General features: G+C 72.2%; 14 protein-coding genes. 5 read left to right on the top strand and 9 right to left on the bottom strand.

Annotated elements, in window-relative coordinates; translation table 11 throughout:
• Positions 1 to 44 precede the first annotated feature (44 nt).
• Positions 45 to 1,043 (bottom strand): LacI family DNA-binding transcriptional regulator, encoded by a 999-nt coding sequence (locus tag ABZ321_RS27800; RefSeq protein WP_354896414.1) that lies wholly within the window; start codon positions 1,041 to 1,043, stop codon positions 45 to 47.
• 154 nt (positions 1,044 to 1,197) lie between these two features.
• Here ABZ321_RS27800 and uxaC point away from each other — a divergent pair, with 154 nt between their 5' ends.
• Complete coding sequence (gene uxaC, locus ABZ321_RS27795) at positions 1,198 to 2,607, top strand: glucuronate isomerase (RefSeq protein WP_354896412.1); 1,410 nt, start codon at positions 1,198 to 1,200, stop codon at positions 2,605 to 2,607.
• Between the two features lie 100 nt (positions 2,608 to 2,707).
• Here the strand turns inward: uxaC and ABZ321_RS27790 are convergent, their stop codons facing one another.
• Complete coding sequence (locus ABZ321_RS27790) at positions 2,708 to 3,691, bottom strand: SMP-30/gluconolactonase/LRE family protein (RefSeq protein WP_354896409.1); 984 nt, start codon at positions 3,689 to 3,691, stop codon at positions 2,708 to 2,710.
• Between the two features lie 84 nt (positions 3,692 to 3,775).
• On the opposite strand from ABZ321_RS27790, the gene ABZ321_RS27785 reads away from it, so the two are divergent.
• Positions 3,776 to 4,447, top strand: a complete 672-nt coding sequence (locus tag ABZ321_RS27785) for an SIMPL domain-containing protein (RefSeq protein ID WP_354896406.1) — start codon at positions 3,776 to 3,778, stop codon at positions 4,445 to 4,447.
• 18 nt (positions 4,448 to 4,465) lie between these two features.
• On the opposite strand, the gene ABZ321_RS27780 is transcribed toward ABZ321_RS27785, so the two are convergent.
• Together ABZ321_RS27780 and ABZ321_RS27775 are read right to left on the bottom strand one after the other, a co-directional pair.
• Complete coding sequence (locus ABZ321_RS27780; RefSeq protein ID WP_354896403.1) at positions 4,466 to 5,251, bottom strand: class I SAM-dependent methyltransferase; 786 nt, start codon at positions 5,249 to 5,251, stop codon at positions 4,466 to 4,468.
• Positions 5,252 to 5,261: 10 nt separating this feature from the next.
• On the bottom strand, positions 5,262 to 5,636 hold the full coding sequence (locus ABZ321_RS27775) for a response regulator transcription factor (RefSeq protein WP_354896400.1): 375 nt from the start codon (positions 5,634 to 5,636) through the stop codon (positions 5,262 to 5,264).
• A gap of 104 nt (positions 5,637 to 5,740) precedes the next feature.
• On the opposite strand from ABZ321_RS27775, the gene ABZ321_RS27770 reads away from it, so the two are divergent.
• A complete protein-coding gene (locus ABZ321_RS27770) occupies positions 5,741 to 6,400 on the top strand; it encodes a HAMP domain-containing sensor histidine kinase (protein ID WP_354896397.1) in 660 nt (219 codons plus the stop codon).
• Positions 6,397 to 8,640: an ATP-binding protein gene (locus ABZ321_RS27765; protein WP_354896394.1), complete on the top strand. Its 2,244-nt coding sequence runs from the start codon at positions 6,397 to 6,399 to the stop codon at positions 8,638 to 8,640. The genes ABZ321_RS27770 and ABZ321_RS27765 overlap by 4 nt, the downstream gene beginning before the upstream one ends.
• A 40-nt stretch (positions 8,641 to 8,680) precedes the next feature.
• Here the strand turns inward: ABZ321_RS27765 and ABZ321_RS27760 are convergent, their stop codons facing one another.
• From ABZ321_RS27760 to ABZ321_RS27745, 4 genes are all read right to left on the bottom strand, one after another.
• A complete protein-coding gene (locus ABZ321_RS27760; RefSeq protein WP_354896603.1) occupies positions 8,681 to 8,926 on the bottom strand; it encodes a GNAT family N-acetyltransferase in 246 nt (81 codons plus the stop codon).
• On the bottom strand, positions 8,923 to 9,855 hold the full coding sequence (locus tag ABZ321_RS27755; RefSeq protein WP_354896391.1) for an exopolyphosphatase: 933 nt from the start codon (positions 9,853 to 9,855) through the stop codon (positions 8,923 to 8,925). The genes ABZ321_RS27760 and ABZ321_RS27755 overlap by 4 nt, the downstream gene beginning before the upstream one ends.
• A 144-nt stretch (positions 9,856 to 9,999) precedes the next feature.
• Complete coding sequence (locus ABZ321_RS27750; protein ID WP_354896388.1) at positions 10,000 to 10,488, bottom strand: SRPBCC family protein; 489 nt, start codon at positions 10,486 to 10,488, stop codon at positions 10,000 to 10,002.
• Positions 10,485 to 10,856 carry a metalloregulator ArsR/SmtB family transcription factor gene (locus ABZ321_RS27745; RefSeq protein WP_344499352.1) on the bottom strand — a complete coding sequence of 124 codons (372 nt, stop codon included), beginning with the start codon at positions 10,854 to 10,856 and terminating at the stop codon, positions 10,485 to 10,487. The genes ABZ321_RS27750 and ABZ321_RS27745 overlap by 4 nt, the downstream gene beginning before the upstream one ends.
• A gap of 137 nt (positions 10,857 to 10,993) precedes the next feature.
• On the opposite strand from ABZ321_RS27745, the gene ABZ321_RS27740 reads away from it, so the two are divergent.
• The gene (locus tag ABZ321_RS27740) at positions 10,994 to 12,292 is read left to right on the top strand and encodes a chitosanase (RefSeq protein WP_354896384.1); all 1,299 of its coding nucleotides are present in this window, start codon (positions 10,994 to 10,996) and stop codon (positions 12,290 to 12,292) included.
• Here the strand turns inward: ABZ321_RS27740 and ABZ321_RS27735 are convergent, their stop codons facing one another.
• Positions 12,293 to 14,524, bottom strand: a complete 2,232-nt coding sequence (locus ABZ321_RS27735; RefSeq protein ID WP_354896381.1) for an EAL domain-containing protein — start codon at positions 14,522 to 14,524, stop codon at positions 12,293 to 12,295.
• Positions 14,525 to 14,526 lie beyond the last annotated feature (2 nt).

The raw sequence follows: 14,526 nt of genomic DNA, 5'->3' as shown, positions 1-14,526 counted from the left end.
ATTCCCTTCTGGTGCACGCTTCAGGGGGTGTCGTGCGGCGTGGCTCAGGTGGTGCTGGCCGCGGGTGGGCGGCCTGTCGAGTGGCGGACCATGAGCTGTGACGGGAGCTCGCGGCGGGCGAGGGCGGCGCGGTCGGGGTCTTCGAGCAGCTGCAGCAGCATGTCGACGCCGGCGCGGCCGATCGGCTCCTGCGGTTGGGCGACGGTGGTGAGCGACGGGCTGACCATCTGGGACAGCACGATGTCGTCGAAGCCCATGACGCTGATCGCCTCTGGCACCTTGACGCCGCGGGTGGCGAACCAGTTCAGCAGGCCGAGCGCGACCAGGTCGTTGTAGGCGATGACGGCGGTGACGCCGGTCGCCAGCACCAGGTCAGCCGCCGCGACGCCGCCGGCGAACTGCGGCACGAAGTTGCCGACCTCGACGAGCTCGATGTCGCCGGCCGCGGTCACCGCCCGCAGCGCCTTGGCCCGCTCCCGGTTGGACCACGACGCCCGCGGGCCGGCGACGTAGGCGATCCGCCGGTGGCCGAGGGCGGCGAGGTGCGCGACGGCCTGCCGGATGCCGTCGACGTTGTCGATGGTGATCGCCGGGATCTGGCCGACCCGGCGGTTGAGCATGACGATCGGCGTCTCGCCCGCGACCGAGCGCAGGTCCTCCTCGGTCATGCGCGGCGAGCAGAGCACGATGCCGTCGACCTGCTTGCTCAGCGCCCTGACCAGGCCGGCCTCGGCGTTGGGGTCCTCGTCGGTGTCGGCGAGGAAGACCGAGAAGTCCGACTCGCGGGCGCGGCTCTGCACGCCCTTGACGACGCCCGGGAAGAACGGGTTGGTGAGGTCGGGCACGATCAGCCCGATGTTTCCGGTGCGGCCGGTGATCAGGCCGCGGGCCGCGCGGTTGGGCTGATAGCCCAGCTCGGCGGCCGCCCGCTCGACCCGGGACCTGGTCTCGGCCTGGACGAGCGCGGGTGTGGTCAGTGCCCGGCTCACCGTCGACGGCGACACGCCGGCCACGCGGGCCACGTCCTTGATCGTCACCGGCATCGAGCACGCTCCCTGGGTCTCGTGATGACGGCAAGCATGAAATCGTTTGTAGGTCGATGTCAAGAGATTCCTCACGCTCACTCTTGACGCGGCGATTTCGTGCGCACACAGTGATGAGAACGTTTGTGGGATCTACCTCTGAGGAGTCACCACGGTGCCGCAGCTCCACCTCGACCCCGACCGGGCACTGCCACCGGACCCCACGACCAGGGAGATCGCCCGCACCGTCTACGCCGCGACCAGGTCGCTGCCGCTGGTCTGCATGCACGGCCACGTCGACGCCGCGCTCCTCGCCGACGACACCCCGTTCGGCGACCCGGCCTCGCTGCTGATCACCCCGGACCACTACGTGACCCGGTTGGTGCATGCGGCGGGTGTACCGCTGGAGGCGCTGGGCGTGGGCCCCTCGGCGACGACCGACCCGCGGGCGATCTGGCGGACGTTCTGCGCCAACTGGCGGCTCTTCCGGGGCACCCCGTCGCGGTACTGGCTGACCCACGAGCTCGTCGAGGTCTTCGGCGTCGCCGTCGTCCCGTCCGCGGCCACCGCCGACGCGCTGTACGACGCCCTGTCATCGCGCCTCGCTTCGCCGGAGTTCCGCCCGCGGGCGCTGTTCTCCCGGTTCGGCATCGAGGTGCTCGCCACCACCGACTCGCCGCTGGACGACCTCGACGCCCACGCCCGGCTGGCCGCCTCGGGTTGGGAGGGCCGGGTCATCCCCACCTTCCGCCCCGACGCCCTCGTCCACCTCGACCGTCCTACGTGGACCGCCGACGTGGCCGCCCTCGCCAAGCGCGCCGACGTCCCCACCGACGACTACGACGGCTACCTGGCGGCGCTGCGCGCCCGGCGGCAGGCCTTCATCGCCGCGGGCGCCCTCGCCACCGACCACGGCCACGAGTCCGCCGACACCACCCCGCTGCCGCCGGCCGAGGCCCGCCGCATCTACGCCGCCGCCCTCTCCGGCCAGGTCACCCCGGCGGAGGCCCGCGCGTTCGCCGGCCACATGCTCCACCAGATGGCCGCCATGTCCTGCGAGGACGGCCTGGTCATGCAGCTGCACCCCGGCGTCCTGCGCGATCACAGCACCGATGCGTTCGAGCAGTACGGCCCGGACCGCGGCTTCGACATCCCGGTCACCGCCGAGTTCACCCGCTCGCTGCGCCCGCTGCTGCAGTCCTTCGGCCGCCACCCCGCGCTGCGCCTGATCCTGTTCACCGTCGACGAGACGGTCTACAGCCGCGAGCTGGCCCCCCTCGCCGGCGTCTACCCCGCCGTCCGCCTCGGCGCCCCGTGGTGGTTCCTCGACAGCCCCGAGGGCCTGCGCCGCTTCCGCGCCTCGGTCACGGAGACGGCGGGCTTCTACAACACCGCCGGTTTCGTCGACGACACCCGCGCGTTCGCCTCGATCCCGGCCCGCCACGACCTGGCCCGCCGCATCGACGCCGGCTACCTGGCGGGCCTGGTCGCCCAGCACCACCTGGACCTCGACGAAGCCATCGAGACGGCGGTCGACCTCGCCTACACGATCCCGAAGGAGGTCTACACCCGCCCCGCGACGTGACCAAGTTACGACGGCGCCTGCGGGTGATCGCCACGAACAAGCGAGTCAAGCTGCTGGTCCTCGGCATCTTCGCGTTCTCGTTCCACCGCGCCGGCTTTGTTCAGCCGGCCGGTTGTGCCGGGATGTCGAGGACGGCGACGTCGGTGGCGGTGAGGCTGCCAGCGATGACCGTGCCGGCGTGTTCGGCGACCGAGGTGACGAAGCCGTAGGAGCCGTCGGTGGTGCGCAGGTCGTGGACGAGGTGGCCGTCGAGGGTGAAGGCCATGACCCACGCGATCGGGGTCGCCTTGGGGCGCAGGGCGGTGGGCAGGTTCCAGGCCAGGAGGCGCAGGAGGCCCGGCAGCGGCAGGAGGCGGTCGAGCAGCGGGTTGCGGGGCGCGGCGATCGCGACCCACAGCAGGCCGTCGCTGCCGAGGCTCATGTTGTCGGGGAAGCCCGGCAGGTTCTCCACGAAGGGCTCGACCCGGCCGTCGGGGCAGTGGCGGCGGATGCGGTACCCGGCGGTCTCGGCGAACAGCAGGGAGCCGTCGGGGACGAGGACCAGGCCGTTGGCGAACTTCAGGTCGTGCAGCAGGGTGGTGACGGTGCCGTCGGGGTCGCGGCGGATCAGGCGGCCGGTGCACGTGTGCTCGAACATGTCGCCGAGGTGGTGTTCGAGGTCCCAGCGGGTCGTCGACGTGGTGAACCAGATCGTGCCGTCCGCGCCCTGCACGACGTTGCTGGCGAACGTGAGCGGCGCGCCGTCCACGGTGTCGACGAGCACCTCGACCGTGCCGTCCGCGGTGACGCGCAGGAGGCCCCGGTCGTGGTCGCAGACCAGGACGCTGCCGTCGGGGCACGGCTGCACGCCGAGGGGGCGGCCGCCGGTGTCGGCGACGACCATGCGCGAGCCGGCCGGGCCGAGGCGCAGGAGCCGGCCGTCACCGGTACCGGTGACGACGGCACCCGACACATCGAACATGACGTCCTCAGGGCCGTGCCCACCCGTCGCCAGCCGCCGCGCGACGACGAACGCGCCGGTCGGCCCGGTGTCGCGCGCCGCGGGCGGCCGCCATCGACGCGGCACGATCCAGCGGCGGGGCATGGCAGCACCCTACGACGGCGCGGCCGCCCGCGCCACGGCGGCGGGCAACCTGCGGGGGTGGGTGCGGCGTCGAATACTCGGACCGTGTCCCAGACAGATTGGACGGTGGGAATGCAGACGATCGGGCAGCCGTGGGGTGTCAGCGTGTTCGGTGCGGCGAGTGTGAAGGCGGTGCCGGAGCTGGTCCGGATCCGGTTCAAGGTCGTGCGGACGCTGGAGACGGCGGCGGAGGCGCTCGACAGCGCGAGCGCCGCGGTCGGCGAGGTCAGGCACGTGCTGCGTCGGCACGGGATCCCCGATGCGGCTGTACAGGCGTCCCGGTTGAGCCTCGTGACGGCGACGAGGTACGTCGACGGCGACAGCCGCTTCGCCGGCTACCGGTGCGTGGCCGGGTTCTCCGTCGAGTCGGCGGACCTCGACGGGAGCCGGCAGCTGCTGGTCGACCTCGTCGCGGCCGGCGCCAACGAGATCGAAGGCGTCGACTTCGACGTCACCGGCAAGCCGGCGCTGCGGGCCGAGGCGCGGCGCAAGGCCGTCGCGGCCGCGCGGGCCAAGGCCGAGCTGTACGCGGAGGCCGCCGGTGTCCGCGTCGGGGTGGTGCTGCACATCGAGGACGTCGACCCGGAATCGCCGGGCGTGAACCGGTACCGCGGCCATGCCAGCGGCTCGGGCGAGGCCGCCGACCAGGACCTCGCCCCAGGCCACGTCATCGTGTCGGCCGCGGTGATGCTCGGGTTCGCGCTAGCGCACGACTGACGGGGGCTCGGGTTCGCGCTAGCGCACGACTGACGGAGCGCGTCCCGAGGCCAGGAGCGCCGCCGTCGGCAGGGCGAGCGCGCCGTCGTCGTCGAGGAACCCGGCGGCGAGGCGTTCGTATGTTCTGCGGGCGGCGGCGACCGTCGCCGCGTCCTGGCCGGCGAGCGCCTCGCCGAGGGCGCCCATGCCGTTGGCGGGCCCGATCCACCAGGTGTCGACGTCGGTGCGGTGCGTCCAGCTGATCGTGTGGCAGGCGACGTCCCGCAGGCCGGCACCGGTGAGCAGGCCGGCGACGCCCTCGGCGGTACGGGCGAAGTTCAGCGACGGCGGGATGATCGACGGCGCCGGGGTGAGCCCGACGGCGGCCATGACGTCGTTCCACAGCTGCTGCAGCGGCGGCGACGGGTGCGGCCACACGGTGACCGCCACCCGCCCGCCCGGCGTGGTCAGGCGCACCAGTTCGGCGACCGCGCGGCCGGGGTCGGTGACGTGGTTGACGACGAAGTTCGCGACCACCGCGTCGAAGGCGGCGTCGGGCAGCGGCAGGTCGGGCAGGCCGGCGTGGAGGACCTCGGGCACGACCGCGCGGGCGAGCTCGACCATGCCCGGCTCGGCGTCCACCGCGGTCACCGTGGCGCCGCCCGCGACGGCGAGCGCCGCGACCGTCCCCGTGCCCGTGCCGACGTCGAGCAGCCTGATCCCCGGCGCGAGCCCCGCGGCTGACAGCAGCGTCGGCGCCGTGTACGCGCACAGGTGGGCGTAGCTGTCAGCGAACGCCGCCGCGCGGCCGGTCCATTTCCCCATGCGGGGGAGCTTAGTCAGGGGCCTCGGAGAGCAGCGTCTCGATGCGCTCCAGCAGGACGCTCGGCTCGAACGGCTTCACCAGGTAGTCGTCGGCGCCGGCGTCGAAGCCGGTGCTCACGTCCAGCCACTGGCCGTGGGAGGTGAGGATCAGCACGGGCATCAGCTCGGTGTCGGCGGTCTCGCGCAGGGCGCGGCAGACCTCGATGCCGTTGATGCCGGGCATGCTGACGTCCAGGATCGCCAGGTCGGGATGTTCGCGGCGGGCCGTGTCCAGGGCCGTGCCGCCGTCGGCGCAGGCGATGACCTGATGGCCGGACGTGTCGAGCAGGAACGTCAGCAGTTCCCGGATCGCGAGGTCGTCCTCGGCCACGAGCACCGTCGACACGAGCACCGACCTCCCGTTCCCATGTGAAGCATCCGATCCGAGTATATGGACAAATTGGCTCAACTATGGTGGTTCCGGATGGTTCGAGTCTGGAGGCCGCGAGGATGACCGCAGCGGTGGAGCCGCAGTACCTGCGGCAGCTGTCGCACGAGCTGCGCACGCCGCTTACCGGCATCCGCGGCTACAGCGAGGTGCTGGAGCAGGCCGGCCCGCTCACCGAGCGGCAGCGGCACATGCTCACCATGCTCAACTCCTGCGTGCACCGCCTCGACAGCCTGATCGACGACCTGCTGCTGATCGCGTCCGTCGACGCCGGCGCGTACGGGCTGGTGGTCGAGGACGTCGACCTGGCCCGCCTGTGCGAGCACGCGGTGCGGGCGCACACCGCGCACGCGCGACCCGGCGAGCCCGCGGTGCGGTGCGCGGACAGTGCCGGAAGCTGCGTCGTACAGGCGGATCCACGGCAACTGGAGCATCTGCTGGTGGCGCTGCTCAACCATGCCACCGGATGCTTCGCCGGGTGCGCCGAGCTGTGGGTCGGCACCGGCGGCGACGGCACCGGCGCGTGGGTCACCGTCACCGTCACCGGCGACGCCGACGAGCCGGCCGGCATCGTGGGGCTCGGACTCGCCGTGGTGCGGGCGATCGCCGAGCAGCACGGCGGCAGCGTGGCCGCCGGCGACAGCGAGCTGCGGGTGGCGTTGCCGCGGACGGTGCGGCCCAGCGAGCGGGTCGTGGTGCGGGCGATGCGGCGGCCGCGATGAGACGGTACGGCTCGATGGCGCTCGCCGCCGCGGTCCTGGTCCTCGGGGCGCTCGTCACGCTCGGCGTCACGAGCGTCATCACCGGCAAGGAGCGGCGCTCGGCGCAGCTGGCAATCCAACGCCAGTCGGATCTGGCGGCCGCGGCGGTCGCGGGGGAGGTCCGCCGGTACGTCGACACCATCGACAACGTGGCGGCCGCGCTCGGCTCGCACGACGGGCTGAGCCCGCAGGCGTTCGACCGGGCGACGTCCCGCATCCCGTCGCTCGCCGGCGCCACCGCCCTCGTGTTCGTCGTTCCCGCCGGTGTACCGGAGGTCGCCGCCGTCCAGGACGCGTGGCGGGCCGCCGGCGCCACCGGGCTCACCCTCAAGCCCGCGGAAGGCATTCAGGAGCACTACTTCGGCGTGTACGCGCGGCAGCTCGACGGCAACGCCCCGCTGGAGGGCGGCAGCGACCTCGGCGACAACCCCGACCTCGCCGACGTCATGCGGCAGGCGCGGATGTCCGGACACGCGACGGTGTCCAACGCGGCACTGATCGCCGGCGGGCAGCGGCGCACGCTCAGCCTCGCCACGCCCGTCACCGGCGCGGACGGCGCGCTGCGCGGCTGGGTCGTGCTCGGCCTGCGCGGCGAGGGCTTCTTCGGCGGGGCGCTCGGCGAGGTGCTGCACCGCCGGGTCACCGCGACGCTGTCCGCGACCCAGACCGGCGGCGGGCTCCTGCCGATCGCGACCGTGCACCGCCTCGCCATGCCCGGCGACGCCCTGCGCCGGGCCAAGGACATCGGCATCGCGCAACGCGTGTGGCACCTGGAGGTCAGCGCCGACCCGCGCGACCTGCCGGGCGCCTACACCGACCGGCCCCTCGTCGCGACCGCCGCCGGCGCCGCGCTGACCGTCCTCGTCACGCTGCTGGTGTACCTGCTGTCGACCCGCCGCTCGAAGGCGATGACCCTGGTGCACGAGTCGACCCGCGAGCTGCGCGCCGCCGAGCGCGAGGCCCGCGACCAGGCCGCCCTGCAGCAGGCGATCCTCACCAGCCTCGCCGAGGGCGTCACCGTCGTCGGCGCCGACGGCCGCGTGCTGCTGCACAACCCCGCGGCCCGCCAGCTGCTCGGCACCGCCGGCGACCCCGACACGCTGGAGGACTGGCCCGCGCACTACGGCGCCTACCTGCCGGACCGCGCGACCCCGTTCCCCGCCGCCGAGCTGCCGATGGTGAAGGCGCTGCGCGGCGTCTCCGTCGACCGGGTCGAGATGGTGATCCGCAACCCCACCCACCCCGACGGCATCCTCGTCAGCGTCAGCGCCCGCCCGCTGGACCGCTCCGGCGGTGGCCCGCGCGGCGCGGTCGCGGTCCTGCACGACATCACGGCGCTGCGCCGGTACGAGACGGAGCTGGCCCAGTTCGCCGCCGTCGTCGCCCACGACCTGAAGAGCCCGCTGACCGCGGTGCACGGCTTCGCCGCCGTCGCCGCCGACGCGCTCTCGGCCGGCGCCGCGCGCTCCGGCCCCGACGCCGCTCAGGCCGCCCCGCGCCGCCCCGACACGGCGAAGGTCGCGGTCGAGCGGGTCCGCCAGGGCGCGATCCGGATGCGGTCGATCATCGACGACCTGCTCGCGTACACCACCGCCCGCGACGCGCCGCTCAACCTCACCGACGTCGACCTGGGCGCCGTCGTCGCGTCCGTCGTCGCCGACCGCACCGCCCTCGCCCCGCCCATGCAACTGGCGAAGGCGTCCACGGTCGCCCTCCCACCCACGCCGCGCATCCACATCGGCGACCTGCCGCACATCAAGGCCGACCCGGGCCTGCTGCGCCTGGTCGTGGACAACCTGATCGGCAACGCCATCAAGTACACCCCCGCCGGCCAGACCCCGCACATCGAGGTCACCGCCGTGTCCGACCCCGACTGCATCGTCCTCGTCGTCGCCGACCGCGGCATCGGCATCCCCGACGGCGACAAGGCCCGCGTCTTCGAGTCCTTCTACCGCGCCCGCCCCGCCGACTACGGCGGCACCGGCCTCGGCCTGGCCATCTGCCGCCGCATCGTCGAGCGCCACGGCGGCTCGATCGCCGTCGAGGACAACCCCGGCGGCGGCACCAGGTTCTGCGTCTCCCTCCCCACGGCCGACCACCCCACCGAACCCGACCCCATCGCCGCCCTGCGCACCTACGGCATGTCCGCCGACGCCGGCTGGGAACGCCTCATGCGCCCCAGCGACGTCAACGCCTCCTGACGCCCTTCCCCGCAGGCGTCTCCGCGCCCTTCAAGCACCGCTACCGGCGCGGCTCGAGCATCAGGTCGCGCTGATACCAGGTGCCTGCCTTGCCACCGAGGTGTGCCGGGTCGGCCGGACCGGCAGGGGCGAAGCCGGCCTTGGTCAGCACCTTCCGGGACGCCACATTCTGGTGGGAGGCGGCCGCCCGCAGCGTGCGCAGCCCGTGCCGGGCCGCCGCCAGCCGGCACAGCTCCCGGACGGCTGCGGTCGCCACGCCACGGCCGGAAGCATGCTGCGCGGTCAGGCGGGGACGCGGGGGGTGGACAGGGACTGGATGAGTTCGGTGAGGACCTGGGCGGCGGTGGGGTTGTCGACCTGGCAGGTGCCGGCGGCGCGGTGGCCGCCGCCGCCGTGCTTGAGCATGATGGAGCCGATGTCGACCGGGGACGTGCGGTCCACGATGGACTTGCCGACGGCGAACACCGTGTTCTGCTTGGCGCGGCCCCACAGGGCGTGGATGGAGATGCGGGCGTCGGGGTGGAGGGCGTAGACCATGAAGCGGTTGCCGGCGTAGATGGTGTCCTCGTCGCGCAGGTCGACCACGACGACGTCGTCGTGGACGGTGGTGACGCGGCGCAGCTGGTCGATGAACGGCTCGGTGTGTGCGTGGAACAGGTCGGCGCGTTCGCGCACGTCCTTCATCGCCAGGATCTCGTCGACGCTGTCCAGCTGGTGGCAGGCGTGGATGAGCTTCATCATCAGCTCGAAGTTGGAGATGGTGAAGTCGCGGAAGCGGCCCAGGCCGGTGCGGCTGTCCATCAGGAAGTTCAGCAGGGTCCAGCCGGTCGGGTCGAGGATCTCCTCCACGGTGTACTGCGCGGAGTCGGCCTTGTCGACCGCGTCCATGAGGTCCGGCGGCACGTCGGTGAAGAAGTCGGCGCCGCCGAACTCGTTGTAGATGACCCGTGCCGCCGACGGTGCGGACGCGTCGATGATGTGGTTGGGCTGCGGCCCGACGCGCACCGTCTCCGAGTGGTGGTGGTCGAACACCATGTGCGCACCGGGCACGTACGGCAGGTTCGTGATGATGTCGTTCGCGGTGATCTCGACCTTGCCGTCCTGCATGTCCTTCGGATGCACGAAGACGATCTCGTCGATCATGTCCAGGTGCTTCAGCAGCGTGGCACACACCAAGCCGTCGAAGTCGCTGCGCGTCACGAGCCTGTGCTTCACGGCCATCTCCCTGCTCCAGCCCTGTCGCCCCCGATCGGCCACGGACGCGCCGACCTGAGCGGATCGGCGGCACGTCGGTGAAGAAGTCGGTGCCGTGGCCGCCGACTACAACAGCAGGTGAAGGTCAGGAGGACGCCGGAGACATCACTCGAGCAGGGCTTCGAAGTATGGCTTCATGGACGGGTAGTAGTCGTTGAAGTCGGGCATCGGGGTGTCGTCGCGGGAGGCCACGAGGGCGTCGAGGTAGAACTCCCAGCCGGGGCCGTAGTCGCCGGCGCCGACGCCGTCGGGGCCGGGCAGGTGATGGACCAGCTCCAGCAGCGTGCCGGTGTCCACGGTCGACAGGCGCAGCTCCAGGTGGGCCATCGAGTCGGTCAGGACGAGCCGTCGCGGGGGCTCGCAGGCCTCGATCCGCGCCTCGGACCAGGGGGCTCCTTCCTCCTGGATCATCTGGTACTGGATGCGGCCGCCGGGACGGGCGTCGCCCTTCCAGGGGCCGAACCAGCGGGCCGTGCGGTCGGACTCGGTGACGCTGGCCCAGACGTCCTCGATCGGGGCGCGGAAGGTGCGGCTGATCACCAGTTCGCCGCCGGTGGCGGTGGGGATCCAGCGGCCGGTGGGGGTCGGGCTCATGCGGTGCGTTCCTCTCCGATGGGTGGGTTGCGAAGGCGGTCGCGGCGGGTGCGGTACACCTCGGTCTCCAGCGCGTCCATCCGCTGCTGCCAGATCGGGGGCGCCGTGAACCGGGCGAGCCAGCCGGTCAGCTCGCCGAGCCGGGTGGGGTCCAGGGAATACACGCGGCGCCGGCCTTCGAGGGTGTCGCGGACCAGGCCGCACTCGCGCAGCACGCGCAGGTGGCGGCTCACGGCGGGGCGGCTGATCTCGAACCGGGCGCCGATCGCCGACGCGACCTGGCCCGCCGGCGCGGCGCCGCCGGTGTGCAGCAGCTCGAGGATCGCCCGGCGCACCGGGTCCGCGATCGCCTCCGCCACGTCGTCCACGCCGAGAAGTGTAACCCACGGGTTACACGTTCCCTGGCCTAACGGAGTCTGAAGTCTGGCTTAGGCACCTTGACATCGAAGGATTCGAATCAGATTATCTGTCAGGTAAGTTACCTATCTAACGAGAGGGAGGCCTCGTGAAGATTCCCGGCAGGCTGGTCGGCATCGGTGCCGCGGTCGCGCTGATCGGCGGGGTGACGGTCGCAGTGACCACCTACGGCGCCGAGGCGGCCACGGAGAGCCTGCTCTCACAAGGCAGGCCGGCCACGTCGTCGTCCGACGAGCTGTCCTCGCTCGGCCCGGGCAACGCCGTCGACGGCAACACCGGCACCCGCTGGGCCAGCGCGGAGGGCGTCGACCCGCAGTGGATCCGCGTCGACCTCGGTGCCGCCAAGACGATCACGCACGTCAACCTGAGCTGGGAGGCGGCGTACGCCAAGGCGTACCAGATCCAGACCTCGCCGGACGGCAGCGCCTGGACCACCATCTTCAGCACCACCACCGGCAACGGGGCGACGGACGACCTCACCGGCCTGAACGGCACGGGACGCTACGTCCGGGTCCTGGGCACCGCCCGCGGCACGACCTACGGCTACTCGCTGTGGGAGTTCAAGGTGTACGGCACGACGCCGGGCACGCAGCCCAGCGCCAGCCCGACGCCGTCGAAGACCCCGAGCAGCAGCCCGACGCCGTCAAAGACGCCGAGCAGCAGCCCCAGCGCCGGCAAGGACCTCACCGACCCGCGCAAGAAGGACATCGCCATGCAGCTGGTGTCCAGCGCGGAGAACTCCTCGCTGGACTGGAAGGCGCAGTACAAGTACATCGAGGACATCGGCGACGGCCGCGGGTACACCGCCGGGATCATCGGCTTCTGCTCCGGCACCGGCGACATGCTGGAGCTGGTCCAGCTCTACACGCAACGCGTCCCGGGCAACGTGCTCGCCAAATACCTGCCGGCGCTGCGCAACGTCGACGGCACCGACTCGCACGCCGGGCTCGACCCGAACTTCACCCGGGACTGGAAGACCGCCGCGGCCGACCCCGCCTTCCAGACCGCGCAGAACGACGAGCGCGACCGCGTCTACTTCAACCCCTCGGTGCAGCAGGCGAAGGCCGACGGCCTGCGGGCCCTGGGTCAGTTCGCCTACTACGACGCGATCGTCATGCACGGCCCCGGCGACAGTGCCGTCAGCTTCGGCGGCATCCGCCGGGCCGCGATGGCCAAGGCCCGCACCCCCGCACAGGGTGGCGACGAGTTCACCTACCTCAACGCCTTCCTCGACGCGCGGGTCGCGGCGATGAAGACCGAGGAGGCGCACAGCGACACCAGCCGGGTCGACACCGCGCAGCGGGTGTTCCTCAACAACCGCAACTTCGACCTCAACCCGCCGCTGAGCTGGAAGGTGTACGGGGACCCCTTCTCGATCCCCGCGTAGTCACTCAGACCTGGCGCCGCCGAGAATGGAAGAGATCGCCTCGGCGGCGCCCGGCTTCGCGAACAGGTAGCCCTGCCCGAACTCGCAGCCGAGGTCCTGCAGCGTCGACCACTGCTCCTGCGTCTCGATGCCCTCGGCGACCGTCTGCAGCTGCAGGGCCCGGCCGAGCTGCACGACGGCCTCCGCCAGTGTCGCGTCGCCGTTCTCGGTGTCGATGCCGTCGACGAACGACCGGTCGATCTTCAGGATGTCGACGGGGAAGCGCTTCAGGTACGACAGCGACGAGTAGCCCGTGCCGAAGTCGTCGATCGCGAGGCGTACACCCAGCGACTTGAGCCGGCCGAGGGTCTCGATCGTCGAGTCGGTGTCCTGCATCAGCAGCGACTCGGTGATCTCCAGGACCATCTGGTGCGGGTCGATGCCGGTCTCGGCGAGGATCTGCCCGACCTCCTCGACGAGCCCCTCGTGCTGGAACTGCCGCGCCGACAGGTTCACATTCATGCGGATCCGCCCGGCGGACTCGGGGAACTCCGCGCACCACTGCGCGAGCTGCTGGCACGCCTGCCGCAGCACCCACCGGCCCAGCGGCACGATCAGCCCGGTCGACTCGGCGAGCGGGATGAACGCGTTCGGCCCGACCAGCCCGCGCACCGGGTGCTCCCAGCGCACCAGGGCCTCGACGCCGATGAGGCGGCTCGTCGGCAGGTCCACGATCGGCTGGTAGTGGACGACGAACTCCTCGTCGGCGAGCGCGCGCTCCAGCTCCGCGCGGTCGTCGGCCTCGCGGAGGATCTCGGCGTACATGGCGGGGTCGAACAGCGCGTAGCGGTCCCGGCCGGCGGCCTTCGCCGCGTACATCGCGAGGTCCGCGTTGCGCAGCAGCTCACCCGGGTCCGGCCCGTCCTCGCCCTCGCTCGCCTTCGCGGTCGCGACGCCGATGCTGGCCGAGCAGACGACCTCGCGGTTGCCGAGGCGCAGCGGGCGGCGGATCGCGGCGAGAAGCCGGTCCCCGAGGTCCATCGCCTCGAACTCGTCGATGTCCTCGACGAGGATCGCGAACTCGTCGCCGCCGAGCCGGGCGAGGGTGTCCGCGGACCGCAGCTGCTGGTGCAGGCGTAGCGCCGTCGACGCGATCAGCTGGTCGCCGGCGTTGTGGCCGAGGCTGTCGTTGACGAGCTTGAAGTCGTCGAGGTCGACGAGCAGCAGCGTGATCCGCCCACCGCCGCGCCGGTTGCGGGCGATGGCGTGCTCGAGCCGGTCGCGGAACAGGGCCCGGTTCGGCATGCCGGTCAGCGAGTCCGCGAACGCCTGCCGGGTCAGCTCCTCCTCCAGCTCCTTGCGCTCGGTGATGTCCCTGATGCTGATGACCGCGGCCTCCAGCGACGGGTCGTCCAGCCGGTTGGTGCCGATCACGTCGGCGTAGATCCAGGCGCCGTCGGCGCGCCGGATCCGTGACTCGACCCGCGCGGAGGAGCCGGGGGTGCCGTTGGCGACGCTCAACCACCACTCCATCACCACCGGCAGGAAGTCGGGGTGCGTGATGTCCATGAGCAGGTCGCTGGTGACGAACCCCTGCTCGTAGCCGAGCACGGTGCGCACCGACGGGCTGCAGTAGGTGACGCCGCCGAGGGGCAGCACGGCGATGACCGCGTCGGAGGAGTTCTCCAGCAGCGCCTCGATCCGCCGTTCGGCGCTGAGCCGGGCCGCGTCGAGGCGCCGGCGGTTGCTGGCGGTCCGCGCGCAGAACCACATGACGCCGGCCATCAGCGCGAGGCTCAGCGCGGCGAGGGTACCGGTGACGGGGCGGTCCCGGGTGAGCACCAGCGACACGTACCCGACCAGCGACGCCGCGCCGATGCTGATGACGGCCCGCTCTGAGGCGAGCGCCGCGGTGGACGCCAGGATCAGGGTCACGCCGGCGGGGTAGATGGCGAGCGCGGCGACGTCGTACGCGGTGAACCCCAGCAGCACCGCCAGGTTCCCCAGCCACCAGGCGAACAGCGCGCGCGGCAGCCACGGCCGGTCGACCAGCCGGCGCCACGGCAGCAGCGCCATCGCGGCCTGCGCGACGCCCACGAACGCGATCGCGGCGACGAGCAGCGGCCCGCCCTGCCAGTCCAGGTGCACCCGGACCGCGCCGATGGCGATCACCGCGACGCCGACCCACGTGCCCAGCCTGATCTGGCGGGCGCGGTACTCGCCTTCGTGCTGCTCCAGCGCGTTCACCGACATGG

The organism is Dactylosporangium sp. NPDC006015 (assembly GCF_040614215.1).
Classification (GTDB): domain Bacteria; phylum Actinomycetota; class Actinomycetes; order Mycobacteriales; family Micromonosporaceae; genus Dactylosporangium; species Dactylosporangium maewongense.
The sequence above is the reverse complement of the archived record's forward strand: the minus strand, read 5'-3'. Positions and strand labels throughout refer to the sequence as shown.